We start from the raw sequence: 25,834 nt of genomic DNA on the forward strand, positions 1-25,834 counted from the left end.
ATTTACAGATAACGCAAAATTGCTGTGTAACTCAGATTCATTTTATACCGCTTAGTTCCGGCGATAAGTTTATGGAAAAGGTAAAAATTTATTGGCCGTCTTTACAAAACTCAGAAATTATTCCACCGCCATAAGCTTGCGGTATTCATCCCAGGCGTACAAATCTGTCATGCCGCTGATATAGTCCTGGATAAGACGGCAGCGATAATAATATTCCAGCACTGGCCACTGGGGAGAATGGCGATCCAGCTTGCCAATCGCTTCGACATACGCCAGACGATGACGGGTAGAAAGTTTCTGATAAAGCCGGGATTCGATAGGAATTCGGCGCACGCGCTCGTGTTCCACCAGCTCGCTGAAATCGTTGACCGACAGCTGAAGCAATGGGGAATAAATTTCAAGTAACCCACTGATTACCCGATAGCCCTGCAGCTCTAACTGTTCGACATCCGGATGGCTGAATACATGCCGCATCGCCACATGTTTATAAAGCTCAAGGAGCTGGCTGAAACTGCTGTCATCTTCCAGCAGCGCATGATTGAATTCCCCGCTGAAAATCAGCGGTAAATTATCAATAAAGCGCGATGCCGCATACGGCACCAGTTTATTTAATGTATTGACCCGTAAATACATAAAGAACTGGTCTTCCGTACTGCGGCTTAATGTATTTGAGCGCGATTTTTCCCAGGCATTTTCGACAACCTGAGCAAACAGTGAACCTTTTTCATGGCTGCCCCACGCCGCATAAAGATGCTGATAAAGCTCCTCGACGCTGAAGATTCTTTTCTCAACGGCGTCTTCCAGATCGGCCACACAATAGGAAATATCATCGGCTGCTTCCATAATCCAGGTTAATGGAAAGCGGCCGTTTGGCGTCAGTGAAAGTTCTTTACGCAGCCGTTCAATATAGGCCTCTTCAGAAAGGTAATAGCCCGGTTTTTTCATGAGATAACTGTGGGATGCGGGTGTATCCCCCATCCACCACGCGGGGCGGGTATATTTCAGTATGCAGCCGACCTGCGCCCAGGTCAGGTTCATGCGCATCAGAGAATGGACCAGCCGGATCCCCTGCGCGTTACCCTCGAAGTGACACAAATCCTGGCGCACTTTACGACGCAGATCGTTCAGCCCCTCTTCACCTTCACGCAGGCGCAAATCGCGTACGATACAGCGGTCATCGCTGAGAGGCTGGCTGACAGCATCCGAAGGGTAAAGCCGTTGTTTAAACCAGTCGTTAATTGCCGCCTCACCAAAGTGACCGAAAGGCGGGTTGCCGATGTCATGCATCAGGCAGGCCATCTCAACGATGCTCTCGAAAGGCCCGGTCAGTTCGTCCAGGCCATAGGTTTCCAGTAAACGTTGTTCTTTGAGACGGCTCAAAATCTCTTTGGCAATGTAGCGCCCGACCTGCTGCACTTCCATGGAGTGGGTTAAGCGCGTGCGCACCGCGGCGTTACGCTCGAGCGGAAACACCTGCGTCTTTTGCTGCAAACGACGGATAGCTGGCGAGTTAATGATCCTCCCGCGATCGCTTTCGAAGATACGCAGGATCTCATGTTCGCTCTTGTCGCCCTGCGGCGAACGGAAACGCCGGTGCCAGTTAATTTTGGTGCGAAAATCGATTGGTGACATGTGCTCCCCCACCTGAGAATGCGTTTCCCCTTAACCGCATGATAGACTATGCATCTTAACAAGGCACATCGCGAGTAAATCTATGAAAATCGGCATTATTGGTGCAATGGAAGAAGAAGTTACGCTGCTGCGTGACAAAATTGAGAACCGTCAGACGCTCTCTCTGGGAGGCTGTGAGATCTACACCGGTCAGTTGAACGGTGTTGACGTGGCTCTGCTGAAATCAGGCATCGGTAAAGTGGCTGCTGCACTGGGTGCAACCCTGTTGCTTGAGCGCTGCAAGCCGGACTTGATCGTTAATACCGGCTCTGCGGGCGGCCTGGCACCGACGCTGAAAGTGGGTGATATCGTTGTCTCCGACGAAGCGCGTTACCACGATGCTGACGTGACCGCGTTCGGTTACGAGTACGGTCAACTCCCGGGTTGTCCGGCTGGGTTTAAGGCTGACGACAAACTGATTGCAGCAGCAGAAACCTGCATTGCTGAACTCAATCTCAACGCGGTGCGTGGTCTGATTGTCAGCGGTGATGCCTTTATCAATGGCTCCGTTGGCCTGGCGAAAATCCGTCATAACTTCCCTCAGGCGGTAGCCGTTGAGATGGAAGCGACCGCGATCGCTCACGTTTGCCATAACTTCAACGTACCGTTCGTGGTGGTTCGCGCCATCTCTGACGTGGCAGACCAGCAGTCTCACATCAGCTTCGACGAGTTCCTGACCGTTGCGGCAAAACAGTCCACCGTGATGGTGGAACGCCTGGTGCAGAATCTGGCACGTGGCTAAACATAGCGTCAGGGCGCTGGCCGCCCTGCTTCTGTTCGCACCGCTGTGGCTCTATGCTGTCCCGCGTGTGATTACACTCTCCCCCGCTAACACGGAACTGGCATTTGCCGCAGGGATCACACCCGTTGGCGTGAGTAGCTTTTCCGATTACCCACCGCAGGCCGCGGACATTGAACAGGTAGCAACCTGGCAAGGGATGAACCTTGAGCGCATTGTGGCGCTTAAACCGGATCTCGTGCTGGCCTGGCGTGGCGGCAACGCTGAGCGGCAGGTCAACCAGCTGACCTCGCTTGGCATCAAGGTCATGTGGATTGATGCCGTGAGCATTGAACAAGTCGCTCTGGCGCTACGCGCCCTGGCACCCTATAGCCCTACCCCCAAAAAAGCCGAAGCCGCGGCGAAACAGATGCTCAGCGACTATGCTGCGCTGAAATCCCGATACGATACGCCCGTTAAAAAGCGCATTTTCCTGCAGTTTGGCAGCCAGCCGCTGTTTACCACCGGAAAAGGGTCAATTCAGAACCAGGTGCTGGAAGTCTGTGGTGGTGAAAATATTTTCGCTGCCAGCCGGGTGCCATGGCCTCAGGTTAGCCGTGAACAGGTCCTGGCGCGCCAGCCACAGGCTATCGTCGTGGTCGGAAATGCGAGCGAGATTCCTAAAATTGAACAATTCTGGCAAAGACAGCTAAAAATACCGGTGATCCCGCTCAACAGCGACTGGTTTGAACGCGCCAGCCCGCGTATTATCCTCGCCGCAAAACAGCTCTGTGCCGCACTGGCAGAGAGTCACTAACATTGGTTCGAGGATTTAACGATGCTCGTTTATTGGCTGGATATTCTTGGCACAGCCGTTTTTGCTATCTCCGGCGTCCTGCTCGCCGGAAAACTACGCATGGATCCGTTTGGCGTGCTGGTGCTTGGCGTGGTGACCGCTGTTGGCGGCGGGACTATCCGCGACATGGCGCTGGCGAATGGCCCGGTGTTTTGGGTGAAAGATCCGACCGATCTGGTGGTCGCGATGGTCACCTGTCTGTTAACCATTGTGCTGGTTCGCCAGCCGCGCAGATTACCAAAATGGATACTGCCGGTGCTGGATGCCGTGGGTCTGGCCGTGTTTGTCGGTATTGGCGTAAACAAGGCGTTTAATGCAGGTACCGGTCCGATGGTGGCGATCTGCATGGGCGTATTAACCGGCGTGGGCGGTGGGATCATTCGCGACATTCTGGCACGTGAAGTGCCGATGATCCTGCGTACTGAAATTTACGCAACGGCCTGTATTGTTGGCGGGATTGTTCACGCGACCGCGTACTACACCTTTGCGCTCCCACTGGAAAATGCAGCGATGCTGGGGATGGTCGTGACGCTGGTGATACGTTTAGCCGCGATACGCTGGCACCTGAAGCTGCCGACGTTTGCGCTGGATGATAACGGAAGGTAAAAAGCAAAACGGTAACCTGGAGGTTACCGTTTTTAGCGTTTTCGCCCTCTCCCGTGGGAGAGAGACGGGGTGGGGGCATCAGACCACACCGCCCGAAACATCAGATGCTGAACGAAGAACCACACCCGCAGGTGCTTGTTGCGTTCGGGTTTGTCACCACAAAACGCGATCCTTCCAGACCTTCGGTGTAATCCACCGAACCGCCCACCAGATATTGCAGGCTCATCGGGTCAACCACCAGCGCGACGCCCTGTTTCTCGATAGTCATATCGCCATCGTTAACCTGATCGTCAAAGGTAAAACCATACTGGAAGCCGCTGCAGCCGCCACCGGTAATATAGACGCGCAGTTTCAGATCCGGATTGTCTTCGTCGGCAATCAGGGTTTTCACTTTGTTGGCTGCTGCTTCGGTAAATTCCAGCGGCAACGCTACATCATCACTCATCTTATGCTCCCATGAATACTGCTACTGCCATTGGGTAAAATTCACCCAATTCTTTGTGTCATTATCTAATACCCTGGTAATTCATTCAAGTATTCTGCGTTGCGGCCCGCTCAGCCTCTTGTTTTGCCAGAGTACGCGCAAGGATGGTGGAGTATAGCGGCTTTCCACCCAGGAATTGGGCTAATAGTGTCGCGCCGAGACAGGTAATGATCATTGGCAAAATGAGCTGGTAATTATCCGTCATCTCCAGCACCAGCACGATGCCGGTTAGCGGCGCGCGCAGGGATGCGGCCAGTAGCGCCCCCATTCCGGCCACCGCAAAGGTCCCGGCATCAAGGTGATAAGCGGGAAAGCCCGCTTGCGCCGCCATACCAAACGCGGTGCCCAGCAGCGTTCCCAGCGCCAGCATCGGTGCGAATATCCCCCCTGGCGCACCGGACGAGAAGCACAGCACCGTCGTGATGACTCTCGAAAGAAACATAAACAACAGCAGACCCACGCTGAAATTCCCGGCCGCCGCAATGGGAATCAGGCCGAACCCGCCACCTGCGGCATTCGGTTCAATGAATCCGAGTACCCCGCACATCCCGCCCAGCAGGCCACCAATCAGCACCCATTTGGTTGTATTCCCGCCGTGAATACGCTGGAACATATCCTGAGCACGTAAGATGAAGGTATTAAAGAGCGGGCCAACCACGCCAAAAATCATACCGAGGACCAGATACAGCCACAGGGTGTTGACCGGTGCGTTGGTCAGTTTACCCACCTCAATGACCGCCCCTTCGCCATTAACTATGCGAAAGACAATGCTCGACATAATGACGCCGGTAAACACCGCTTTAATGGAGATCAGGTTGTAGCGAAACTGCGCGCGCATCTCTTCGATGATGAACAAAATCCCCGCCAGCGGCGCGTTAAACGCCGCCGACAGCCCCGCCGCCGCACCGGTAGCCAGCAGCGTATGGCGCGCTTCGGCGCTTCGCATCCGAAAAAGATCGCCCACCATACGACCGACGTTGCCCCCCAGCTGTACCGTGGGCCCTTCCCTGCCGAGCACCATCCCCGCGCCCAGCGTCCCCATGCCACCGATGAATTTAACCGGCATCACCCGCCACCAGCGCACAGGACGCAACTCCTCCAGCGCACCTTCAATTTCCGGGATGCCCGATCCGCCCGCCTCCGGCGCGAATTTACGCACCAGAAAATACCCCACCATGGCAAACAGCGCAGACAGTCCGAATGCCCCCACCCAGACCAGCCATCTGCTATCGGCGAAACCGGCTACGGTCCCCACTCGCCAGTTGAGTACGGCATTAACCGCTTTTTCAAAAGCCACGCCAACCAGACCCGTGAGGGTACCCACCACGGCAGCGGCCAGCAGGATCGCCAGCGGCGTTTTATCGCGATTGAGCAGCCGCCGAATACTGATTCGGTGCTGGGCGCGCGTAAACTGTTGTTCTTCAAAAGACGGAGAATCTGATTTCATGTCCTGTTCTTATTCGTCATACAAAAAGCCGCGAGGATTTTACCAGAGACTGTGGCACCGTCCCGTGAAAAATCCTTAACAATTGTTTTTGCATTAGTGGGGCAAACATTTCATAACCTTCCGCGAATCACTTAGAATAGTGTGCTTAATCATTTTATACGAACCAGGAACGACGCCATGAGCAAGTCTGAAAACCTCTACAGTGCAGCCCGCGAGCTTATTCCGGGTGGCGTGAACTCACCTGTGCGCGCCTTTACCGGCGTGGGCGGCACGCCGCTGTTTATCGAACGTGCTGACGGCGCGTATCTGTATGATGTCGATGGCAAAGCCTATATCGATTATGTCGGCTCCTGGGGCCCGATGGTGCTGGGCCACAACCACCCGGCTATCCGTAACGCGGTGATTGAAGCCGCCCAGCGCGGCCTGAGCTTCGGCGCGCCAACCGAAATGGAAGTGAAAATGGCGGCGCTGGTCACCGAACTGGTGCCGACAATGGACATGGTGCGTATGGTGAACTCCGGTACCGAAGCCACCATGAGCGCCATCCGCCTTGCGCGTGGCTTCACTGGCCGCGATAAAATCATCAAGTTTGAAGGCTGCTACCACGGCCATGCGGACTGCCTGCTGGTGAAAGCGGGCTCCGGCGCGCTAACGCTCGGCCAGCCAAACTCGCCTGGCGTACCGGCAGATTTCGCTAAGCATACCCTGACCTGCACCTACAACGATCTGGCCACCGTTCGCGCGGCATTCGAGCAGTATCCGCAGGAGATCGCCTGCATCATCGTTGAGCCTGTTGCGGGTAACATGAACTGTATCCCACCGCAGCCTGATTTCCTGCCGGGCCTGCGTGCCCTGTGCGACGAATTCGGTGCCCTGCTGATCATCGACGAAGTGATGACCGGATTCCGCGTGGCGCTGGCGGGTGCCCAGTCTTATTATGGCGTTGAGCCGGACCTTACCTGCCTTGGCAAAATCATCGGCGGCGGCATGCCGGTCGGGGCCTTTGGTGGCCGTAAGGACGTCATGGAAGCCCTGGCGCCAACCGGCCCGGTTTACCAGGCGGGCACGCTCTCCGGTAACCCAATCGCCATGGCGGCGGGCTTCGCCTGCCTGAACGAAGTGGCTCAGCCCGGTATTCATGAAACCCTGACCGACCTGACGACGCAGCTGGCAAACGGACTGCTTGAAGCGGCAGAGGAAGCCGGTATTCCGCTGGTCGTTAACCACGTGGGCGGGATGTTCGGGATTTTCTTCACCGATGCGAAAACCGTGACCTGCTATCAGGACGTGGTGAAGTGCGACGTTGAACGCTTCAAGCGCTTCTTCCACCTGATGCTGGAAGAAGGCGTGTACCTGGCACCGTCAGCGTTCGAAGCGGGCTTTATGTCCGTGGCGCACAGCGAAGAAGATATCAATAACACCATCGACGCGGCGCGTAAGGTGTTTGCGAAGCTCTAAGGGCATTGCCGGGTGGCGCTAACGCTTACCCGGCCTACGCTGTTCTCCCTCTCCCGTGGGAGAGGGCATCAGGCCGCACCTGACTATCGGCTCTGCTTTCTCAACAGATAAATAAAATACGGCGCGCCAATGAAGGTCGACAGCAGCCCCGCCGGGATCTGATACGGGAACAGCACCATTCTTCCGCACCAGTCCGCAAACACCAGCATGACCCCGCCCGTGAGAGCAGACATCACAATATGCGGCATCGTCCGGCGGAACCCCATCATTCTGGCAATGTGCGGCGCCATCAACCCGACAAAACTCAGTGGTCCAATAGTCATGGTTGCCACCGCCGTCAGGCACGCCGCCAGCAGCAGCAGAGCCACGCGCGCTGGCGTCAGCGCCATACCCACCGCACGCGCCGTTTCACCACCGAGCGGCAGGATGGTCAGCCACCGACGGCACAGCGGCACAATCGCCAGTAGCGCGATCATCACGATCCCGGACCAGACAACCTGACTGCCGGTGGCACCGTAGGTTGAGCCAGAAATCCAGGTCAGGATCTTCGCCATGCGCGGATCGCCGCTCGCCTGTAGCATCATCAACAGCATCGTAAATGCGGTACTGAGCGCCATCCCGGCCAGCAGCATCCGGTGCGGGGAAAATCCACCGCGACCGGCGGCCATCAGGATAATCATCAGCGTGGCCGCCGCACCGATACTCCCGGCCGGCATCAGCCAGCCAAACGCATTGCCCGGCACAAAGAACAGCATCAGCACCACGCCAAAGGCGGCGCCAGAGCTGATCCCGAGCACTTCCGGGCTTGCCATCGGGTTTCCGGTCAGACGCTGAATGATACACCCCGCCACCGCCAGCATTACGCCGGCGATCAGCGCAGCGAAGATACGCGGCCAGCGCCACTGCAGCAGGTCGTTGAGTAAATCGCCCGTTGCCCAGTGCCAGCCCGCCGCATCACGCCCAAACGCGAGCGCCGTAAACGAGACGATAACCAGCACCGCCAGGCCGGCAAGGCTAAACCACAGCACCGACTGGCGTTCCGCGTAGACTTTATCGCCCGCATCCATCGCCGGTGCGCTCATGCTGCGCAGGCGCGGCAGCAGCCAAAGCAGCAGCGGCGCACCGATAAGCGCCGTGACCGACCCGGTGGACACCTCTCTCCAGACCCGCGCCAGCCACAGAATGAGCTGATCGGAAAGCCAGAGGATCAGCGCCCCAATCAGCGAGGCCAGCAGCAGACGCGCCAGCAAACGACGCGCTCCGAGCATTTTCGCCAGCAGCGGCGCGAACAGGCCGATAAACCCGATGATGCCGACCGCGTTCACCAGCAGAGCGCTCAATACAATTGCCAGCGTCAGCGCCGCCAGGCGAGCCAGCGACAGCGCCAGCCCCAGGTTACGCGCCACGCCATCATCCAGCCCCATGAGCGTCAGGGGACGCAGGAGCAGCAGCGTCAGCACGACGCCGCCGGCCAGCTGCGGCCACAGGTGCGCCACCACGCTCCAGTCGGTCTGGGTGAGCGTGCCGGTACTCCACAGGAACATGCTTTGCAGCCGATCGTGGTGGAACAGCACCAGCAGCTGGTTAATCGCCCCGCAGTACAGGCTGACCACCAGCCCGGCCAGAATAAGCGTCACAGGGGAAAGACGTTTGCCCCATGCCACGCCAAAGACCAGCGCGCCCACCACGCACGCTCCCACGAGAGCGGCAAACTGCGAGGTCAACGCCCCCGGCAGCGACCACAGCGTGATGACCGTGATCCCAAGCTGCGCACCGGTCGCGACGCCGAGCGTGGTCGGTTCCGCCAGGGGATTGCGTAAAACCTGCTGAAACAGTACGCCCACCAGCCCTAAACCAGCACCGACCAAGAGGGAGATCGCCAGACGCGGCAGCAGGCTGTAGTGGAACAGCATCTGCTGGATATTATCGATATCCGGCGCGGCCAGGGCGGCCCTCCACTGTCCACGCGGTAGTGCCGTCGAGAGGTTGAACCAGGTTAATACCAGCGCGGCAAGGAAAAGTAAGGACAACAACAGCGCCGGGAAGCGGGCGATACGCATGCTCATGCTTTTCCTCCCAATGCGTTATCCAGCACCCGGGCGAAATGCATGGCCGACAGCGTCGCGCCGTAGAACCAGACCGCCGGGGCGCGCTGGAAGCGCTGCTCGCGCACAAACGGCATCGCCTGCCAGAGCGGGGTCGCCATCAGGGCCTGCATGTCACGCTCGTTCCCGTGGTCGAAACAGATCACATCTACATCGCGAAACGCCGCCAGACGATCGATACCCACGGCGGTACTGCCCCAGAAGGTCATCTCCCCTTCCCAGGCATTACGAATGCCAAAGCTGTCGAGCACGTCCTGGAACAGACAGTTTTTACCAAAGACCAGCATATGGCGGGCATCCAGCAGCGTCACCATCAGCAGCGGGCGATCGCCCCGGTGAGCAAAACGCGGCTTTAATGCGTCAATCAGGGCATCAAATTCCTCGAGATGCCGTTTGGCCTCCGCTTCACGGTTGAGGAAATGCGCCATCTCGTTAATCGAGTTTTTCGCCACGATCAGCGGCTTTTTACCGTCGCTGAAAGAGAATCCGCGTCCTGGCGCAATGCGCGCCATCACCTCCTCTGACGGACCGTAACCCGCGGACCAGAAGAGGAACGACGGCTTCATCTGGGTGAGCAGTTCGAGGTTTGGCTCCGTGCGCAGACCGACGTCGATCACCGAGTCCGGCAGCTTCGGCTCGTTCACCCAGAGGTTATAGTTAGGAATGTCCGCCACGCCATAGGGCGTTACGCCGAGCGCCATCATCAGTTCAACTGGCAGCCACTCCAGGGCCACAATACGGTGCGGATCCACGGCGGCAGCGCGCGCCGTATTCATTTTTAACAGCAGCGGTGAGAGTGCCATAGCCGTCAGCAGGCGACGGCGGCTGATAAGCATGTTGTCCAGCATCAGTACACAAAGCTCACCGGTGCAGCCCCGGCAGGGTGAGGCAGAATACCCATCGGAATACCGTAAATGTGTTCCAGCGTTTCGCTGCGCATCAGCTCAGACGGCGTGCCCTGGGCAATCATTTCACCACCGCGCAGCGCCACCAGATAATCGCAGTAACGCGCCGCCATGTTGATATCATGCAGGACCGCAATCACCGTCAGCCCGCGCTGCTGGCTTAAGCGATGCACCAGCGCCAGCACGTCGACCTGGTGGGCAATATCCAGCGCGGAGGTGGGTTCGTCGAGTAGCAGGCAGCGGCTGTCCTGTGCCACCAGCATTGCAATCCACGCGCGCTGACGTTCACCGCCGGACAGGCTATCCACCAGACGGTGCGCCAGCGGTTTTAGCCCCACCAGCGCAATCGCCTCTTCCACCTTCTCTCTGTCGGCGACGCCGAAGCGCCCCAGCGCCCCGTGCCACGGATAACGCCCAATGGCCACCAGCTCGCGTACCGTCATCCCTTCCGCCTGCGGCAGCTGCTGCGGCAGATAGGCGACTTTGCGGGCAAAGGCTTTACTGCTCCAGCTCTCCAGCGGTTGGTCGTCCAGCAAAATATCACCCTCTGAAGGCGGCTGGTGGCGTCCCAGCATTTTGAGCAGCGTGGATTTACCGGAGCCGTTGTGGCCAATCAGCCCCGTCACTTTACCTGCCGGGAACGTCAGAGAGAGCGGATGCAGCAGCGTGCGCCCGGGGACGCGAAAGGAGAGGTGGTTGAGCGTAAAGGTGGTGTAGGGTTGCGTTTGATTATCCTGCATATCAGCCAACTTAAATAAAAAGGGCACGGCGAACCGTGCCCGAAGAGCGGTTAGAAGCGGAAGGTCGCGGTGGCAACAACCTGACGTCCTGCTCCCCAATAGCATGCATATTCGCTGTAGCAGCTGGAGACGTATTCACGGTCGAAGATGTTGTTCACGTTGACGCCGACAGAAGAGCCCGGCAGTCCAAAGCGTGCCAGGTCGTATTTCACGGTCGCATCCGCCAGGGCGTAGCCCGCAACGTTGAACGACTGATAGGCTTTTGGCGACGAGGCAGAGTAGTAGGAAACGGTGTTACCGATGTAACGGGTTCCCACCCCTACCGTCAGACCGCTCAGCGCCGTCTCGTGGAAGGTGTAATCGGCCCACAGAGACGCCATGTTACGCGGCACTTCCGCCGGACGACGGCCTTCATACCAAGTATCGTGCGTGTATTCCGCATCAGTAAAGCTATAGGAAGCCGTCACGTTCACGTTGGCAGAGACTGCGGCTTTCGCTTCCAGTTCGAACCCGCGGGAACGAATTTCTCCGCCCTGCACGCTAAAGCCGCTGGTCGGGTTCGCCGGATCGGCCGTCAGGTTGTTGTTTTTGGTCAGCTGGTATACCGCTGCAGTCACAACCACAGGCAGAACTTTCGGTACATACTTCACGCCCGCTTCATACTGTTTGCCGCGAGCCGGATCGAACGGTTTGCCGCCCTGGGTTGCGCCGGAAATAGGCTCGAAGGATTCGCTGTAGCTGAAGTACGGCGTAATACCGTTATCAAACAGGTAGTTGATCCCGCCACGCCAGGTGAACGCCCGATCGTTGATTTCAGCCGTCGTGTCAGAGGAACGCGTCAGTGTGGACGTTTTAGCGAAATCATAGCGTCCGCCAAGGGTCAGTACCCACTTATCCCACTCAGCCTGATCCTGCGCGTACAGGCCCGTTTGCTCCTGACGATTGAGCACGGCATACGGGAAGTTCACGTTGATATTGGCATTGTTGTGCTGCGGATTCGTCATGCTGATAGGATCAGCGCTGCCGTAATCAGCATCAATATCGTTACGCATGCGCAGGTAGTCAACGCCCGTTAACAGAGTATGATCCACTGCACCTGTCGCAAATTTGGACTGCAGCTGGGTATCGACCGTGAACGAGTTCAGATCCTCATCAGAGCGCACATACGCGCGGCTGATCTGAGCTGGTGCAATATAGCCGTTACCGTAGACGGAACGGTAAAGCGTGTTGATTTTGGTGTAGCGCAGGTTTTGACGCACGGTAAAGGTGTCATCAAACTGATGCGAGAAGCTGTAGCCCAACATCTTCTGACGGCGGGAGATCTTGTTGTCTTCATCACCTTCGTTGAAATCGGTCGGCAGCTTGTGAGCGTTGCCATTGGCGTCATAGTAAGGCACAACAGTACCTTCCCGCGGCAGCCAGCCGTAATAGCCTGCATCCGGATCGCTCTGGAAATTGCTCAGGAAGGTGAAATCCGTCTTATCGTCAGGTCGCCAGCTGAAAACAGGCGCAATGGCGTAACGGGTGGACTTAACCATTTCCTGCTGCGCATTTTCACTGCGCCCCAGACCGGTCAGGCGGTATGACCACACGCCGTCATCATCAATCGCATCGCTGAAATCAAACCCGGTCTGCCATAGGTTATCGGTACCCATTTTGAACTGGACTTCTTTCAGTGGCTCGGTGGTTGGACGCTTGCTGACCATGCTGACCACGCCGCCCGGGTGACTTTTACCGTACAGAACGGACGTTGGGCCACGCAGCAGTTCGACGCGCTCAAGGAAATACGGATCCATGGACGCTTCAGAATAGTTATCTCCCTGCAGCTTCATCCCATCCAGATACTGGTTAGTATTCACGGTACTGGAGGTGGTGAACCCACGGATAGAAACAACATCATACGTTGTTGATGCACCGCGAGTCGCAAAAACGCTCGGCGTATAGGCCAGCGCTTGCTTCACCGTCCCCGGCTGCTTCATGTCCATCTCTTCACGCGTGACCACGGAAATAGACTGCGGGGTTTTCTCAATCGGGGTATCGGTCTTGGTGGCCGTGGCGGTGCGCTTGGCCGCAATCGTTGGTGCCGGCCCCCACGCACTTTCCTGCGCAGCAGGCGCGGCAGTAACCGTAATGGTCTCTTCTTTTTTCGGGGTTTCGGCAGCATGTGCATAAGCCGACATGCCGGCAACCGCTGTGGCTACGACAACCGCGATTTTACGCAGCGACGTGTTAATTGGCTGAGCAGTATTGGAAAGCGCCATGTTGAATCTCTGATATGAAAGTGAATGATAACGTAAACGAGAATTATTATTATGAGCGCCAGAATAATATGCGAAACGCTGGTTGCATAGCAAGCAGTAAGCTGCCCTATGAGAATTAAGGGTTTAAGAAATAGACAAGAGAAAACGAAGGGTTAATCAGAGTTAAAGCGAGGGTTAACGAAATGAGGTTTACGGGTAAAAAAGCCCCCTTCCAGGGAAGAGGGCTTCAAAAGGTTAGTTACCGCCGAACATATCTTTGATCCAGCCCGCGACACCGTCGCTGTCTTTCTTCTCATTCTGCTGCTGCGGCTGTTGCTGCTGCGGCTGCTGTGGTTGAGAAGACTGGTCGAACGGGTTACCCGTTGGCTGTTCTGGCTGGCTTTGCTGGCACAGCGAGTCCGGGTTTGCGGTCCAGACAGGCAGCGTACGCATCCCGCCGCCGCAGACAAAGTTACCGGAACTGTCCACGCCCATATCGACGATGTCTTCCGGCGCAACCAGATTCAGCGGCACAGGAGACTGATTTGCCAGATAGCGCTGGTAAATCGACATCGCCCCGCTCGCGCCGTACAGCTTGGTCGGCTGGTTGTTGTCACGGCCTACCCAGGTGATCACCACTTCACGGCCATCAATACCAGCGAACCAGGTATCGACGTTGTTGTTGGTGGTCCCGGTTTTACCCGCCAGATGCAGACCCGGATACTTCGCACCCAGCTGACGACCGGTACCGCGCTGCACAACCTGCTGCATCGTCCACAGCGTCATATAGGCTGCCTGAGCGGGAACGGCACGTTCTGCCTGCGGGAAGCTCTGATACAGTACGGAGCCATCTTCGGCAATCACCGAACGCAGGGCAGACAGCGGTGCGCGGTTCCCTCCGCTGGCAATGGTCTGGAATGCCTGTGCCACTTCGATCGGCGTCAGGTTAAGCGCACCGAGGATCATCGCAGGCACCGGATGCAGCTGATCTTTCGACACGCCGAGTTTCTGCCAGGTATCAACGATGGCCGGCAGGCCCAGCGACATCCCCAGGTTAACCGTTGGCACGTTCATGGAGCGCGTTAAGGCATCCACCAGCATCACCTGGCCGCTGAACTGTTTATCATCGTTCTGCGGTGACCAGACCTGGCCGTTAGGCTGACGCAGGGAAATCGGCGCATCCGCAATCCAGGTATTCAGGCGATACTGATTTGGCTGGCTCAGGGCAGTCAGATAGGTCGCCGGTTTTGCCAGAGAACCGATCGAGCGACGTGCCTGCATAGCACGGTTGTAGCCTGCAAACTGCGGCTCAGCACCGCCCACCATCGCGCGAACTTCGCCGGTGTTACGGTCAACCACCACCATCGCGGTTTCCAGATCGCTCAGCTTACGCTGTTTCTTCAGCGCCGGAATGCCTTCCACTGCCGCTTTTTCTGCCGCATCCTGCGCCACGGAGTCAAAGGTGGTGAAGATCTTCACGCCGGAGAGATCTTTGACCTTATCACCGAGCTTGCTCTGCAGCTCCTGACGCACCAGCTGCATAAACGCAGGCTGAGGCGAAATCACGCCACCGCGCGGCTGAACGCCGAGTGGACGCGCGCTCAGCATGTCGTACAGCTCCTGGTCAATCACCTGCTGTTGTTGCAGCAGGCGCAGCACCAGGTTACGACGCTCAAGCGCCAGTTTCGGGTTACGCCACGGGTTATAAATGGACGCCCCTTTCACCATACCCACCAGCAGTGCCTGCTGATCCAGGCTCAGCTCTTCCACCGGACGACCAAAGTAGTACAGGCTCGCCAGCGGGAAGCCGCGGATTTCGTTATCGCCACTCTGACCGAGGTATACCTCGTTCATGTACAGCTCAAGGATACGATCCTTGCTGTAACGCGCATCCATCAGCACGGCCATGTACGCTTCGTTAGCTTTACGCCAGTAAGAGCGTTCGCTGGAGAGGAACAGGTTCTTCACCAGCTGCTGAGTAAGGGTACTCGCCCCCTGCACGGTACGTCCCGCAGTGAGGTTAGCCAGTACCGCACGACCAATCGAGTAGAGGCTGATGCCATCGTGCTCGTAGAAGTGACGGTCTTCGGTTGCCAGCAGGGTGTCCACCAGCAGATCCGGGAAACCGTTACGCGCCACGAACAGTCGCTGTTCGCCGTTTGCCGAGGAGAGCATGGTGATCAGACGGGGATCGAGACGGAAGAAACCGAACTGACGGTTGTTATCCATGTTCTCAATAATATCCAGACGATCGCCGTCAAAGGTCAGACGCGCGCGCACCTGCCCCTCTTTGCTGTCCGGGAAATCAAACGGACGGCGGATCATCTCAATGCTGTTCGCCTGCACGGTAAATTCGCCAGGCCGCGTCATTTTAGATACCTGACGATACTGGGTGGCTTCCAGCAGTTTCACCATCTCGTTCTTACTGATGGACATATCTGGCTCAAGGTTCACCATACGGCCATACACTGCCGCAGGTAGCTGCCAGACTTTACCGTCGATACGGCTGCGGATCTTTTGATCCAGATACACGCCGTAAATCGCCATCAGCACAACAAAAACAATAAACAGCTTCAGCAGCAGCCAGAACCAGCCGCGTTTGCCCCGAGGCTTACGCCCTTTGCCTTTCCCTTTACGCGGCATCGGTTCTTCATCCTCATAATCGTCTTCATAGTCATCGTCATAGTCCTCATCTCTGAGGCGACGACGGCTTACCTTTTCTTTCGCCGGACGCGTTGGTTTTCCCTTACGTCCTATTGGCTCGCGGTCATTCCCCGCCATGCTTTTTCTCCGCAACTTTCAGGCGCAAAGGCCCGATTCTCTTTTCTTCCACATCATCGTGAAAGAAGAAATCTCTCAAAATGGGTTTTCTCCCTCTCCCCGTGGGAGAGGGCTGGGGTGAGGGCATCAGACCGCACTCCCCTTTCACGAATATTTCTTCGTCCGCCTCGTCGGCGCCGTATTCGCCGGATCGTCCGGCCAGACGTGTTTGGGATAACGCCCCTTCATCTCTTTTTGCACTTCTCGGTAGCTCCCCGCCCAGAACGCTCCCAGATCGCGGGTGATCTGCAGCGGACGATGTGCAGGCGACAAGAGCTCAAGCACCATCGGAACGCGCCCTTCGGCGATGGACGGCGTGGTCGCCTCCCCAAACATCTCCTGCATCCGTACCGCCAGCGCAGGCGGATTATCCTCGTGATAACGAACGGCAATCCGGCTTCCGGTCGGCACAGTGTAATGCTCTGGCAGTTCACTATCCAGACGTTGACGTAATGACCAGTCGAGTAAATTCTGTAACGCGACCTTAACATCGATCGCTTTCAGCGCCCGGAGCGAGTGAACACCGTGCATTTGCGGCAATAACCAGCGCTCCAGAGAGCCCAACAATGTTTCATCATCCACCGCGGGCCAGGCATACTCCGGCAGCCAGCGCGCGGCACAGTGCAGGCGAAGACGGTACTGTTCAGCCTCTGGCGACCAGTTCAGTACGCCGAGCCCTTTTTCCCGGATACCGTTCAGCATGGCCTGATGCAGCTCCTCTTCCGACGGCTTCGCCAGCGGCTTCGTCCCGAGGGTCAGCTTACCTATCTGGCTACGACGAAATGCCTTCAGCGTACCCTGCGCATCATCCCACTCGACGGTGTCGGACTGCTGGAGCAGCTGCGGGCACGCGCGCGTCAGGGCGTCGATATCCACGGCAATCGCCTGCAAAATACGGGCATCCGGGGAGTGGCTCCCCTGCAGCAACAGCGGCGCGATCAGCCACTCATAACGCGTCAGGGCGTCATCGCTGTCCAGCATCGCCCCCATGCCGTTTGCCAGCTGATAGCGTCCGTCCAGCCCGCGCCGACGCGCAATCCGGTCCGGAAATGCCCGCGCTAACAGCCGTGGGATACTCTCACCGTCTGGCACGCCGCCGCGGCTGCTAAGCCGCTTACACAGCTGCTGCGCCCGCTGCTGCCAGTTCCCCTGACTGCGCGAAAAGGCCTGGGCCAGATCGCTACTGCCACCGCGTGGCGGCTCCTCAAGGATAGCCGCCAGTTTCGCGGCCGTAGCTATTTCATCGTCTCCCTGCGCTGACACCAGCATGGCGGCCAGCCGTGGCTCGTTCCCCAGTGCGGCCATTTTTTGTCCTCGGGAGGACAACCGCTCACCGTCAAGCGCACCGAGCTGGGTCAGTAAAGCAAGCGCAGCGGCAAGGTTCACGACAGGAGGGGGGTTAAGCCAGGTGAGCTGGGCGGGTTCCAGGCAGCCCCATTGCAGCAGTTCCATCACCAGGCCAGACAAATCGCTTTGTAAAATTTCCGGTGTGCTTTGCTGTGCCGCGCGTTCAGCCTGCTCCGCGCTGGTCAAATGCAGACAAATACCCGGCTCAAGGCGTCCCGCACGGCCCGCGCGCTGCACCATCGACGCCTGGCTAATGCGTTGCGTAAGCAGTCTGGTTAGCCCGGTACGCGGGTCAAAGCTTGCCACCCTCTCCTGCGCGCTATCCACCACCAGGCGAATACCTTCGATGGTCAAGCTGGTTTCAGCAATATTGGTTGCCAACACCACCTTGCGCTGTCCCGCAGGTGCGGGAAGGATCGCTTTACGCTGATCGGCCAGCGACAGCGCACCGTAGAGCGGGCACAGCAGCACGTCGCTGTCTACGCGGGAGGCCAGCTGCTCCTGCACGCGTTGGATCTCGCCCACGCCGGGTAAAAACAGCAGCAGCGAACCAGATTCCTGACGCAACAGTTCTGCGGTTGCGATGGCGACCGCTTCGTCAAAGCGCTGATGGGCTGGCAGCGGTTGATAGCGCCGTTCGACCGGGAACGCGCGCCCCTCTGAGCTAATTACCGGTGCGTGTGGCAACACCTGCTGCAGCCGCTCGTTGTCCAGCGTAGCGGACATGATAAGTAGCCGAAGATCGTCGCGCAGGCCCTGCTGCACGTCCAGCAAGAGCGCCAGGGCCAGATCCGCCTGCAGGCTGCGCTCGTGAAATTCATCCAGGATCACCAGCCCGACGCCGGTCAGCTCCGGATCGTTTTGCAGCATGCGGGTGAGGATCCCCTCGGTCACCACCTCAAGCCGCGTGGAAGGCCCCACGCAGGTTTCCGCGCGCATGCGGTACCCTACCGTCTCTCCCGGCTTTTCATTCAGCAGTTCCGCCAGGCGCTGCGCCACGTTGCGCGCGGCCAGCCTGCGCGGCTCCAGCAGGATAATTTTTCCACCGATATTGCCGTTTTTCAGAATTTGTAGCGGCAGCCAGGTGGATTTACCGGCCCCCGTAGGCGCGTTTAGCAAAACCTGCGGGGCACGGTGTAAGGCAGCGAGAAGCTCAGGAAGGACAACGGCGACCGGCAATGAGGACACTAACAGCTCCAGAGGGTTAACATTAGTCGGCGTACATTGTAGCATCGGCGCATATCATTACCGAGCCTCCCGTATGTCTGAGTCGAAACGGCTGTTTTTTGCCATTGAATTGCCCGCCACAATACAGCGTCAAATTGTTCGCTGGCGCGCTGAACACTTCCCGCCAGAAGCAGGCCGCCCCGTTGCGGCGGCGAATCTGCACCTGACGCTGGCCTTTTTGGGCGACGTTAGTGCCGAAAAACAGCGGGCGTTAGCCGCAATGGCCGGGCGTATTACCCAGCCGGAATTTACGCTGCACCTCGATGACGCGGGTCAGTGGCTACGTTCTCGCGTGCTCTGGCTGGGGACGCGCCAGCCGCCGCGCGGATTATTGCAGCTGGCGAATATGCTGCGCGCGCAGGCGGCACGCAGCGGCTGTTATCAGAGCCCGCAGCCGTTTCATCCGCATATCACGTTGCTGCGCGATGCAGGTCAGGCCGTTGCCATCCCGCCACCGGGTTTTCACTGGGCTTTTCCGGTCAATGAATTCGCGCTTTATGAATCTGTCTTTGCACAGGGACGCACCCGCTATACGCCGCTCCAGCGCTGGACGCTGGGCAACACCGAAAGGAATTCTGATGAAGTTTGATCCTCCCCTGCAGCACGCCACGCTGATCCAACGCTACAAACGCTTCCTTGCCGACGTGATCACGCCCGAAGGCGTACAGCTCACCCTGCACTGCCCCAACACGGGAGCCATGACGGGGTGTGCGACGCCGGGTGACAGAGTCTGGTATTCCACTTCAGAAAATACTAAACGCAAATATGCTCATACCTGGGAAATGACCGAAACGCAAAACGGGGCATTTATTTGCGTTAACACCCTGCGCGCGAATCAATTAGTTAAGGAAGCCCTGACCTTTGGTGCCCTTCCCGAACTGGTGGGTTATGGCACGCATAAAAGCGAAGTGAAGTATGGCGATGAAAGCAGCAGAATTGACTTCATGTTACAGGCGGAAGACAGGCCTGAGTGCTATATTGAAGTAAAATCAGTGACGTTAGCGGAACAGGAAAATGGCTACTTCCCGGATGCGGTAACGCTACGTGGCCAGAAGCATCTGCGAGAGCTAATGAGTGTTGCGGCGGCGGGCAAACGCGCCGTATTGCTGTTTGCGGTATTGCATTCAGCCATTGAACGTTTCTCCCCTGCCCGCCATATTGATCCTAAATACGCGCAATTGTTGAATGAGGCACAAAAGCAGGGGGTAGAGGTTTTAGCTTATAAAGCGGAACTTTCTGCCGATAATATGACTCTGAGATCCTCTCTTCCCATTGTCTTATAAGGGATTAGACGATTGATGATTAAGTGTTCTGGCCGCGTGCGCAAATACGCTTTTCCTCACAGGCTTGTCAAGTGTTACGTTTAGATAATTGCCATCCGGAAAAGCATCTGCTATTTATAGCGACCTGATTTTTCCCCCAACACGGGGATCGATAGTGCGTGTTAAGGAGAAGCAACATGCAAGAAGGGCAAAACCGTAAAACATCGTCCCTGAGTATTCTCGCCATCGCTGGGGTGGAGCCGTATCAAGAGAAGCCGGGCGAAGAGTATATGAACGAAGCCCAGCTGTCGCACTTCAGGCGTATTCTTGAAGCATGGCGTAATCAACTCAGGGATGAAGTCGATCGCACCGTTACTCATATGCAGGATGAAGCTGCTAACTTCCCGGATCCGGTAGACCGTGCCGCTCAGGAAGAAGAGTTCAGTCTCGAACTGCGTAACCGTGACCGCGAACGCAAACTGATCAAAAAAATCGAGAAAACGCTGAAAAAAGTCGAAGACGAAGATTTTGGCTACTGCGAATCCTGCGGTGTTGAAATTGGTATTCGTCGCCTGGAAGCGCGTCCAACCGCCGATCTGTGCATCGACTGTAAAACGCTGGCCGAAATCCGCGAAAAACAGATGGCCGGTTAACACCAGCGCTGTTTACACACTCCAAAGGCGGGAGTTTCTCCCGCCTTGTTACTGTTGATATGTCTGAATCACACTATATTGGGCGCTTCGCGCCATCTCCTTCCGGTGAATTACACTTCGGCTCATTAATTGCCGCGCTCGGCAGCTACCTGCAGGCTCGCGCCCGCCAGGGCAAATGGCTCGTTCGCATTGAAGATATTGACCCTCCGCGTGAAGTTCCCGGTGCAGCAGCATCCATTCTGCGTCAGCTGGAACATTACGGTCTTCACTGGGATGACGACGTTCTGTGGCAGTCAAAACGTCACGACGCTTATAGGGAACGTCTGGCCTGGCTTAGCACTCAGGGACTTTCCTATAACTGCACCTGCACCCGCGCGCGTATCCAGAGCGTGGGAGGGGTCTATGACGGTCACTGCCGCACGCTTAATCTTCCTCCGGAAAATGCCGCCGTACGTATCAAGCAGCGCTCCCCTGTGACGCGCTTTAACGATTTACTCTCCGGTGAAATCCTTGCCGATGAGCGTCTTGCACGTGAGGATTTTATTATTCACCGTCGTGACGGCCTGTTTGCCTATAACCTGGCCGTGGTGGTGGACGATCATTTTCAGGGCGTGACGGAAATCGTGCGCGGGGCGGACCTGGTTGAACCTACCGTGCGACAAATCTCCCTTTATCACCAGTTTGGCTGGACGGCACCGGATTACATTCATCTGCCGCTGGCGGTCAATGCACAGGGCTGTAAGCTGTCAAAGCAAAATCACGCCCCGGCCCTGCCAGAGGGCGATCCGCGTCCTGTTTTGATCGACGCGCTGCGATTTCTCAACCAGAATGTAACCAACGAATGGCAGGATCTGCGAATTGACGAACTGCTGAAAATGGCAACGGCTCACTGGACGCTCACAGCAGTGCCAAAAATCCAGCATTCTCAAATGCGTTGCGCTGAGCTATGATTAGCCGCTTTTTTCATAACAAAACACACTACGAGGTGTACCATTTTTACCCGAGTCGCTAATTTTTGCCGTAAAGTGCTAAGCCGCGAAGAGAGCATGGCGAACGATGCTATTGCACAGCCACACATGTCGGTTATTCCGCGTGAGCAGCACAATATTTCCCGCAAAGATATCAGTGAAAATGCCCTCAAGGTGCTCTATCGTCTGAATAAAGCGGGCTACGAGGCCTATCTCGTGGGCGGTGGGGTGCGTGATTTACTGCTGGGCAAAAAACCGAAAGATTTCGACGTGACGACCAGCGCCACGCCTGAGCAGGTGCGCAAATTATTCCGTAACTGCCGTCTTGTTGGCCGCCGTTTCCGCCTTGCTCACGTGATGTTTGGACCCGAGATTATCGAAGTGGCGACCTTCCGCGGCCACCACGAAGCGGGCGCATCCGATCGCACCACGTCGCAGCGCGGTCAGAACGGTATGCTGCTGCGCGATAATATCTTTGGCTCTATCGAAGAAGATGCCCAGCGTCGCGACTTCACCATCAACAGCCTTTATTACAGCGTGGCGGATTTCACCGTACGCGATTACGTCGGCGGCATGCAGGACCTGAAAGAAGGTCTGATCCGCCTGATTGGCACGCCGGAAACGCGCTACCGTGAAGATCCCGTGCGCATGCTGCGCGCCGTGCGTTTCGCCGCCAAGCTGAATATGCGCATCAGCCCGGAAACGGCAGAGCCGATTCCGCGTCTGGCGACGCTTATCAACGACGTGCCGCCTGCCCGCCTGTTTGAAGAGGCGCTGAAGCTGCTGCAGGCTGGCCACGGCTTTGAAACCTATAATCTGCTGCGTGAATATAACCTGTTCCAGCCGCTGTTCCCGACCATTACCCGCTACTTCACCGAAAGCGGTGACAGCCCAATGGAACGGATGATTGCGCAGGTGCTGAAAAATACCGATACCCGCATTCGCAACGACATGCGCGTGAACCCGGCGTTCCTGTTTGCGGCCATGTTCTGGTACCCGCTGCTGGAAACAGCCCAGCGAATTACCCAGGAGAGCGGGCTCGCCTATTATGATGCCTTCGCGCTGGCTGCAAACGATGTGCTCGACGAAGGATGCCGTACGCTGGCGATCCCGAAACGGATTACCACGCTGGTACGCGATATCTGGCAGCTTCAGCTGCGCATGTCCCGTCGTCAGGGTAAACGCGCCTGGAAGCTGATGGAGCATCCGAAGTTCCGCGCCGCATTCGATCTGCTGTCGCTGCGTGCTGAGATTGAAAGGAACCAGGAGCTGCAGCGTCTGACGCAGTGGTGGGCCGAATTCCAGGTTTCCGCACCGCCAGAGCAGAAAGATATGCTTACCGGGCTGGATGAAGAGCCGGAACCGCGTCGCCGTCATCGTCGTCCGCGCAAGCGCGCGCCGCGTCGTGAAGGTACGGCATGACCCTCGCGTATATCGCCATCGGCAGCAATTTAGCCTCTCCGCTGGAGCAGGTGAATGCTGCCGTTCAGGCGCTGGGTGAGATTCCGCAAAGCAAGATCGTGGCGGTCTCCTCTTTCTACCGCACGCCGCCGCTGGGTCCTCAGGATCAGCCTGATTATCTTAATGCCGCCGTGGTGCTGGAAACCGCTCTGGATGCCGAAACGCTGCTGGACAATACCCAGCGCATCGAACTGCAGCAGGGCCGAGTACGCAAAGCCGAACGCTGGGGACCGCGCACGCTGGACCTCGACATTATGCTGTTTGGTTACGAGACCATTAACACTGAACGGCTCACCGTTCCGCATTACGATATGAAAAACCGCGGGTTTATGCTCTGGCCGCTGTTTGAAGTCGCCCCCGATCTCATCTTCCCGGACGGCATTCCGCTCAGGGACATTCTGGATCAACTCCACGCGGAAAAACCCGCTCGCTGGTAAGCCAGTTCCCCTGCCCATTAGCCATAAAATAATTGTGGCTAATCGACTATCTAAAATCATTGTTCCCTCGAATGTTACTGTTAGAATGCGCAAAGATTCGCTTTTGGGCTATCAGGAAACAGTATGAAACCAACCACCATCTCCTTACTGCAGAAATGCAAACAGGAAAAAAAACGCTTCGCCACTATCACCGCGTATGACTACAGCTTTGCCAAACTCTTTGCCGAAGAGGGTATCAACGTCATGCTGGTTGGGGATTCGTTAGGGATGACGGTACAAGGACATGATTCCACCCTGCCGGTTACGGTCGAAGACATCGCCTACCATACCCGCGCAGTGCGCCGTGGCGCACCTGCCTGCCTGCTCCTTTCCGATCTACCGTTTATGGCCTATGCCACCCCAGAGCAAACCTTTGAAAATGCTGCCGCAGTCATGCGTGCCGGGGCCAATATGGTTAAAATCGAGGGCGGAGCCTGGCTCGTTGAGACGGTAAAAATGCTCACCGAGCGCGCCGTACCGGTGTGCGGCCATTTGGGCCTGACGCCGCAATCCGTCAACATCTTTGGCGGGTATAAGGTGCAGGGCCGCGGTGACGCAGCCCAGACGCTGTTTGATGATGCCCTGGCGCTGGAAGCCGCAGGCGCGCAGCTGCTGGTGCTGGAGTGCGTTCCGGTTGAACTGGCGAAACGCATCACCGACGCGCTGTCGATTCCGGTTATCGGGATTGGTGCAGGAAACGTGACCGATGGTCAAATTCTGGTCATGCACGACGCCTTCGGTATTACCGGTGGACACATCCCTAAATTTGCCAAAAATTTCCTCACGGAAGCGGGCGACATGCGCGCCGCGGTCAGGCAATATATTGCCGACGTTGAATCCGGTGTTTACCCGGCTGAAGAACACAGTTTCCATTAAGGAGTCTCGTTGTGCTAATCATTGAAACCCTGCCGCTGCTTCGCCAGCATATTCGTCGCGCACGACAGGAAGGTAAACGTATCGCACTGGTCCCAACCATGGGAAACCTGCATGACGGCCATATGAAACTGGTCGACGAAGCGCGTGCGCGGGCAGATATCGTGGTGGTCAGTATCTTCGTTAACCCCATGCAGTTTGACCGCGCCGATGACCTGGCGCGCTATCCGCGCACCCTGCAGGAAGATTGTGAGAAGCTGAAAAAACGCCATGCGGACATCGTCTTCTCTCCGGCACCGGCTGACGTCTATCCTCAGGGTACGGAAGAGGCAACTTACGTTGACGTACCGGGCATTTCCACCATGCTCGAAGGCGCCAGCCGCCCGGGTCATTTCCGTGGCGTATCGACCATCGTCAGCAAACTGTTCAACCTGGTACAACCCGACGTTGCCTGCTTCGGCGAGAAAGATTTCCAGCAGCTGGCTCTGATCCGCAAGATGGTCGCGGATATGGGTTACGATATTGAGATCGTCGGCGTACCGATTGTACGCGCCAAAGACGGTCTGGCCCTTAGCTCCCGTAACGGCTATCTGACCGCGGAGCAGCGTAAAATCGCGCCAGGCTTAAGCAAGGTTATGAATACGATGGCGGAGCAGGTTCTGGCCAAAGAGCTGACCGCCGAAGAGATCGTCGCCCTCGCCGAACAGGCGCTGAACGATAAAGGCCTTCGCGCTGACGACGTACAAATTCGTGATGCTGATACGCTGCTGGAATTTACTGAAACCAGCAAACGTGCAGTGATCCTGGTAGCGGCATGGCTTGGCCAGGCTCGTCTGATTGATAATAAAGTGGTTGAGCTGGCGTAGTTTTCGCCCTTGATAATGAAAGGTAAACGTAATGATTCGCAAAATGCTGCAAGGTAAGCTTCACCGTGTGAAAGTCACCCAGGCCGACCTGCACTATGAAGGCTCCTGCGCCATTGATCAGGATTTCCTTGATGCCGCAGGCATCCTTGAAAACGAAGCGATTGATATCTGGAACGTAAACAATGGCAAACGTTTCTCAACCTACGCCATTGCTGCCGAGCGTGGGTCTAAAATCATCTCCGTTAACGGCGCAGCTGCCCACTGCGCGGACGTGGGTGACATTGTGATTATCGCCAGCTTTGTGATGATGTCTGACGAAGAAGCACGCCGCTGGCAGCCTAAAGTGGCCTATTTCGAAGGCGATAACGACATGAAACGTACCGCGAAAGCGATCCCGGTTCAGGTTGCCTGACTCCGGCGAGGAGCGGATTTCTCAGGATCCGCTCCTTAAATGGCGAAAAGTCCTTCATACTTTTATCGTTAATTAAATCATTCCTCATTTATTTATCCTATTCCCGCTCTCTCATCACGTCTGTTTTTTTGAAAAACACATTCCTCTAAAAAATATAATAAAGGAAATGATCTTTACCATTTATAATTTATATCGTGCCAGAATGAGATCGGATGAAATTACCCTTCCTCTTCTGCATT

The 25,834-nt window shown here is 56.8% G+C and carries 22 protein-coding genes; 13 read left to right on the forward strand and 9 right to left on the reverse strand.

Features of this window, described 5'->3' with window-relative positions; translation table 11 throughout:
- Positions 1–117: 117 nt before the first annotated feature.
- The gene (gene dgt / locus PYW49_RS15335; protein WP_320386882.1) at positions 118–1,632 is read right to left on the reverse strand and encodes a dGTPase; all 1,515 of its coding nucleotides are present in this window, start codon (positions 1,630–1,632) and stop codon (positions 118–120) included.
- Between the two features lie 82 nt (positions 1,633–1,714).
- Here dgt and mtnN point away from each other — a divergent pair, with 82 nt between their 5' ends.
- Genes mtnN through PYW49_RS15350 form a run of 3 tightly spaced genes read left to right on the forward strand, consistent with a single transcriptional unit; the run spans position 1,715 to position 3,851 of the window.
- Positions 1,715–2,413: a 5'-methylthioadenosine/S-adenosylhomocysteine nucleosidase gene (gene mtnN / locus PYW49_RS15340; RefSeq protein ID WP_320386883.1), complete on the forward strand. Its 699-nt coding sequence runs from the start codon at positions 1,715–1,717 to the stop codon at positions 2,411–2,413.
- The gene (btuF, locus tag PYW49_RS15345; protein ID WP_320386884.1) at positions 2,406–3,206 is read left to right on the forward strand and encodes a vitamin B12 ABC transporter substrate-binding protein BtuF; all 801 of its coding nucleotides are present in this window, start codon (positions 2,406–2,408) and stop codon (positions 3,204–3,206) included. Before mtnN ends, btuF begins: the two co-directional genes overlap by 8 nt.
- A 21-nt stretch (positions 3,207–3,227) precedes the next feature.
- Positions 3,228–3,851 carry a TRIC cation channel family protein gene (locus tag PYW49_RS15350; protein ID WP_023310447.1) on the forward strand — a complete coding sequence of 208 codons (624 nt, stop codon included), beginning with the start codon at positions 3,228–3,230 and terminating at the stop codon, positions 3,849–3,851.
- 100 nt (positions 3,852–3,951) lie between these two features.
- On the opposite strand, the gene erpA is transcribed toward PYW49_RS15350, so the two are convergent.
- A complete protein-coding gene (gene erpA / locus PYW49_RS15355; RefSeq protein ID WP_013095643.1) occupies positions 3,952–4,296 on the reverse strand; it encodes an iron-sulfur cluster insertion protein ErpA in 345 nt (114 codons plus the stop codon).
- Positions 4,297–4,381: 85 nt separating this feature from the next.
- A complete protein-coding gene (gene clcA, locus PYW49_RS15360; RefSeq protein WP_134349700.1) occupies positions 4,382–5,782 on the reverse strand; it encodes a H(+)/Cl(-) exchange transporter ClcA in 1,401 nt (466 codons plus the stop codon).
- A gap of 177 nt (positions 5,783–5,959) precedes the next feature.
- On the opposite strand from clcA, the gene hemL reads away from it, so the two are divergent.
- The gene (hemL, locus tag PYW49_RS15365; RefSeq protein ID WP_134349699.1) at positions 5,960–7,240 is read left to right on the forward strand and encodes a glutamate-1-semialdehyde 2,1-aminomutase; all 1,281 of its coding nucleotides are present in this window, start codon (positions 5,960–5,962) and stop codon (positions 7,238–7,240) included.
- A gap of 83 nt (positions 7,241–7,323) precedes the next feature.
- Here hemL and fhuB read toward each other — a convergent pair whose 3' ends face one another.
- The 6 genes from fhuB to hrpB form a co-directional block, all read right to left on the reverse strand.
- Positions 7,324–9,306 carry a Fe(3+)-hydroxamate ABC transporter permease FhuB gene (fhuB, locus tag PYW49_RS15370; RefSeq protein WP_320386885.1) on the reverse strand — a complete coding sequence of 661 codons (1,983 nt, stop codon included), beginning with the start codon at positions 9,304–9,306 and terminating at the stop codon, positions 7,324–7,326.
- On the reverse strand, positions 9,303–10,193 hold the full coding sequence (gene fhuD / locus PYW49_RS15375; protein WP_320386886.1) for a Fe(3+)-hydroxamate ABC transporter substrate-binding protein FhuD: 891 nt from the start codon (positions 10,191–10,193) through the stop codon (positions 9,303–9,305). The genes fhuB and fhuD overlap by 4 nt, the downstream gene beginning before the upstream one ends.
- A complete protein-coding gene (gene fhuC / locus PYW49_RS15380; RefSeq protein ID WP_320386887.1) occupies positions 10,193–10,990 on the reverse strand; it encodes a Fe3+-hydroxamate ABC transporter ATP-binding protein FhuC in 798 nt (265 codons plus the stop codon). The genes fhuD and fhuC overlap by 1 nt, the downstream gene beginning before the upstream one ends.
- Before the next feature lie 50 nt (positions 10,991–11,040).
- Complete coding sequence (fhuA, locus tag PYW49_RS15385; RefSeq protein WP_320386888.1) at positions 11,041–13,251, reverse strand: ferrichrome porin FhuA; 2,211 nt, start codon at positions 13,249–13,251, stop codon at positions 11,041–11,043.
- A 234-nt stretch (positions 13,252–13,485) separates the two neighbouring features.
- Positions 13,486–16,011 carry a bifunctional glycosyl transferase/transpeptidase gene (gene mrcB, locus PYW49_RS15390; protein ID WP_134349695.1) on the reverse strand — a complete coding sequence of 842 codons (2,526 nt, stop codon included), beginning with the start codon at positions 16,009–16,011 and terminating at the stop codon, positions 13,486–13,488.
- A 144-nt stretch (positions 16,012–16,155) separates the two neighbouring features.
- The gene (gene hrpB, locus PYW49_RS15395) at positions 16,156–18,585 is read right to left on the reverse strand and encodes an ATP-dependent helicase HrpB (RefSeq protein WP_320386889.1); all 2,430 of its coding nucleotides are present in this window, start codon (positions 18,583–18,585) and stop codon (positions 16,156–16,158) included.
- Positions 18,586–18,658: 73 nt separating this feature from the next.
- On the opposite strand from hrpB, the gene thpR reads away from it, so the two are divergent.
- The 9 genes from thpR to panD all read left to right on the forward strand — a co-directional run bounded on the left by thpR (position 18,659) and on the right by panD (position 25,595).
- On the forward strand, positions 18,659–19,213 hold the full coding sequence (gene thpR, locus PYW49_RS15400; protein ID WP_134349693.1) for an RNA 2',3'-cyclic phosphodiesterase: 555 nt from the start codon (positions 18,659–18,661) through the stop codon (positions 19,211–19,213).
- Positions 19,203–19,907: a DNA/RNA nuclease SfsA gene (gene sfsA / locus PYW49_RS15405; RefSeq protein ID WP_134349692.1), complete on the forward strand. Its 705-nt coding sequence runs from the start codon at positions 19,203–19,205 to the stop codon at positions 19,905–19,907. The genes thpR and sfsA overlap by 11 nt, the downstream gene beginning before the upstream one ends.
- A 176-nt stretch (positions 19,908–20,083) precedes the next feature.
- On the forward strand, positions 20,084–20,539 hold the full coding sequence (gene dksA / locus PYW49_RS15410) for an RNA polymerase-binding protein DksA (RefSeq protein WP_003829221.1): 456 nt from the start codon (positions 20,084–20,086) through the stop codon (positions 20,537–20,539).
- Positions 20,540–20,598: 59 nt separating this feature from the next.
- Entirely contained in the window at positions 20,599–21,489 is an 891-nt protein-coding gene (gene gluQRS, locus PYW49_RS15415) for a tRNA glutamyl-Q(34) synthetase GluQRS (RefSeq protein ID WP_320386890.1), read from the forward strand.
- Positions 21,490–21,531: 42 nt separating this feature from the next.
- Positions 21,532–22,929, forward strand: a complete 1,398-nt coding sequence (gene pcnB / locus PYW49_RS15420; protein ID WP_320387070.1) for a polynucleotide adenylyltransferase PcnB — start codon at positions 21,532–21,534, stop codon at positions 22,927–22,929.
- Positions 22,926–23,405: a 2-amino-4-hydroxy-6-hydroxymethyldihydropteridine diphosphokinase gene (gene folK, locus PYW49_RS15425; RefSeq protein WP_320386891.1), complete on the forward strand. Its 480-nt coding sequence runs from the start codon at positions 22,926–22,928 to the stop codon at positions 23,403–23,405. The genes pcnB and folK overlap by 4 nt, the downstream gene beginning before the upstream one ends.
- A 123-nt stretch (positions 23,406–23,528) precedes the next feature.
- Positions 23,529–24,320, forward strand: coding sequence for a 3-methyl-2-oxobutanoate hydroxymethyltransferase (gene panB / locus PYW49_RS15430; protein ID WP_320386892.1), 792 nt, complete (start codon positions 23,529–23,531; stop codon positions 24,318–24,320).
- Between the two features lie 11 nt (positions 24,321–24,331).
- Complete coding sequence (panC, locus tag PYW49_RS15435; RefSeq protein WP_134349688.1) at positions 24,332–25,183, forward strand: pantoate--beta-alanine ligase; 852 nt, start codon at positions 24,332–24,334, stop codon at positions 25,181–25,183.
- A gap of 31 nt (positions 25,184–25,214) precedes the next feature.
- Positions 25,215–25,595 (forward strand): aspartate 1-decarboxylase, encoded by a 381-nt coding sequence (panD, locus tag PYW49_RS15440; RefSeq protein WP_006810068.1) that lies wholly within the window; start codon positions 25,215–25,217, stop codon positions 25,593–25,595.
- The last annotated feature ends 239 nt before the right edge of the window (positions 25,596–25,834 follow it).

The organism is Enterobacter chinensis (assembly GCF_034008295.1).
Classification (GTDB): Bacteria; Pseudomonadota; Gammaproteobacteria; order Enterobacterales; family Enterobacteriaceae; genus Enterobacter; species Enterobacter chinensis.

What these genes read in the sequence shown, in the direction of transcription:
- panD (WP_006810068.1), top strand. Translation starts at nt 25,215, where the DNA reads ATGATTCGCAAAATGCTGCAAGGTAAGCTTCACCGTGTGAAAGTCACC.
- folK (WP_320386891.1), top strand. Translation starts at nt 22,926, where the DNA reads ATGACCCTCGCGTATATCGCCATCGGCAGCAATTTAGCCTCTCCGCTG.
- dgt (WP_320386882.1), bottom strand. Translation starts at nt 1,632, where the DNA reads ATGTCACCAATCGATTTTCGCACCAAAATTAACTGGCACCGGCGTTTC.
- fhuB (WP_320386885.1), bottom strand. Translation starts at nt 9,306, where the DNA reads ATGAGCATGCGTATCGCCCGCTTCCCGGCGCTGTTGTTGTCCTTACTT.
- panB (WP_320386892.1), top strand. Translation starts at nt 23,529, where the DNA reads ATGAAACCAACCACCATCTCCTTACTGCAGAAATGCAAACAGGAAAAA.
- clcA (WP_134349700.1), bottom strand. Translation starts at nt 5,782, where the DNA reads ATGAAATCAGATTCTCCGTCTTTTGAAGAACAACAGTTTACGCGCGCC.
- fhuA (WP_320386888.1), bottom strand. Translation starts at nt 13,251, where the DNA reads ATGGCGCTTTCCAATACTGCTCAGCCAATTAACACGTCGCTGCGTAAA.
- gluQRS (WP_320386890.1), top strand. Translation starts at nt 20,599, where the DNA reads ATGTCTGAATCACACTATATTGGGCGCTTCGCGCCATCTCCTTCCGGT.
- sfsA (WP_134349692.1), top strand. Translation starts at nt 19,203, where the DNA reads ATGAAGTTTGATCCTCCCCTGCAGCACGCCACGCTGATCCAACGCTAC.
- fhuC (WP_320386887.1), bottom strand. Translation starts at nt 10,990, where the DNA reads ATGCAGGATAATCAAACGCAACCCTACACCACCTTTACGCTCAACCAC.
- PYW49_RS15350 (WP_023310447.1), top strand. Translation starts at nt 3,228, where the DNA reads ATGCTCGTTTATTGGCTGGATATTCTTGGCACAGCCGTTTTTGCTATC.
- dksA (WP_003829221.1), top strand. Translation starts at nt 20,084, where the DNA reads ATGCAAGAAGGGCAAAACCGTAAAACATCGTCCCTGAGTATTCTCGCC.
- erpA (WP_013095643.1), bottom strand. Translation starts at nt 4,296, where the DNA reads ATGAGTGATGATGTAGCGTTGCCGCTGGAATTTACCGAAGCAGCAGCC.
- hemL (WP_134349699.1), top strand. Translation starts at nt 5,960, where the DNA reads ATGAGCAAGTCTGAAAACCTCTACAGTGCAGCCCGCGAGCTTATTCCG.
- fhuD (WP_320386886.1), bottom strand. Translation starts at nt 10,193, where the DNA reads ATGCTGGACAACATGCTTATCAGCCGCCGTCGCCTGCTGACGGCTATG.
- mrcB (WP_134349695.1), bottom strand. Translation starts at nt 16,011, where the DNA reads ATGGCGGGGAATGACCGCGAGCCAATAGGACGTAAGGGAAAACCAACG.
- thpR (WP_134349693.1), top strand. Translation starts at nt 18,659, where the DNA reads ATGTCTGAGTCGAAACGGCTGTTTTTTGCCATTGAATTGCCCGCCACA.
- mtnN (WP_320386883.1), top strand. Translation starts at nt 1,715, where the DNA reads ATGAAAATCGGCATTATTGGTGCAATGGAAGAAGAAGTTACGCTGCTG.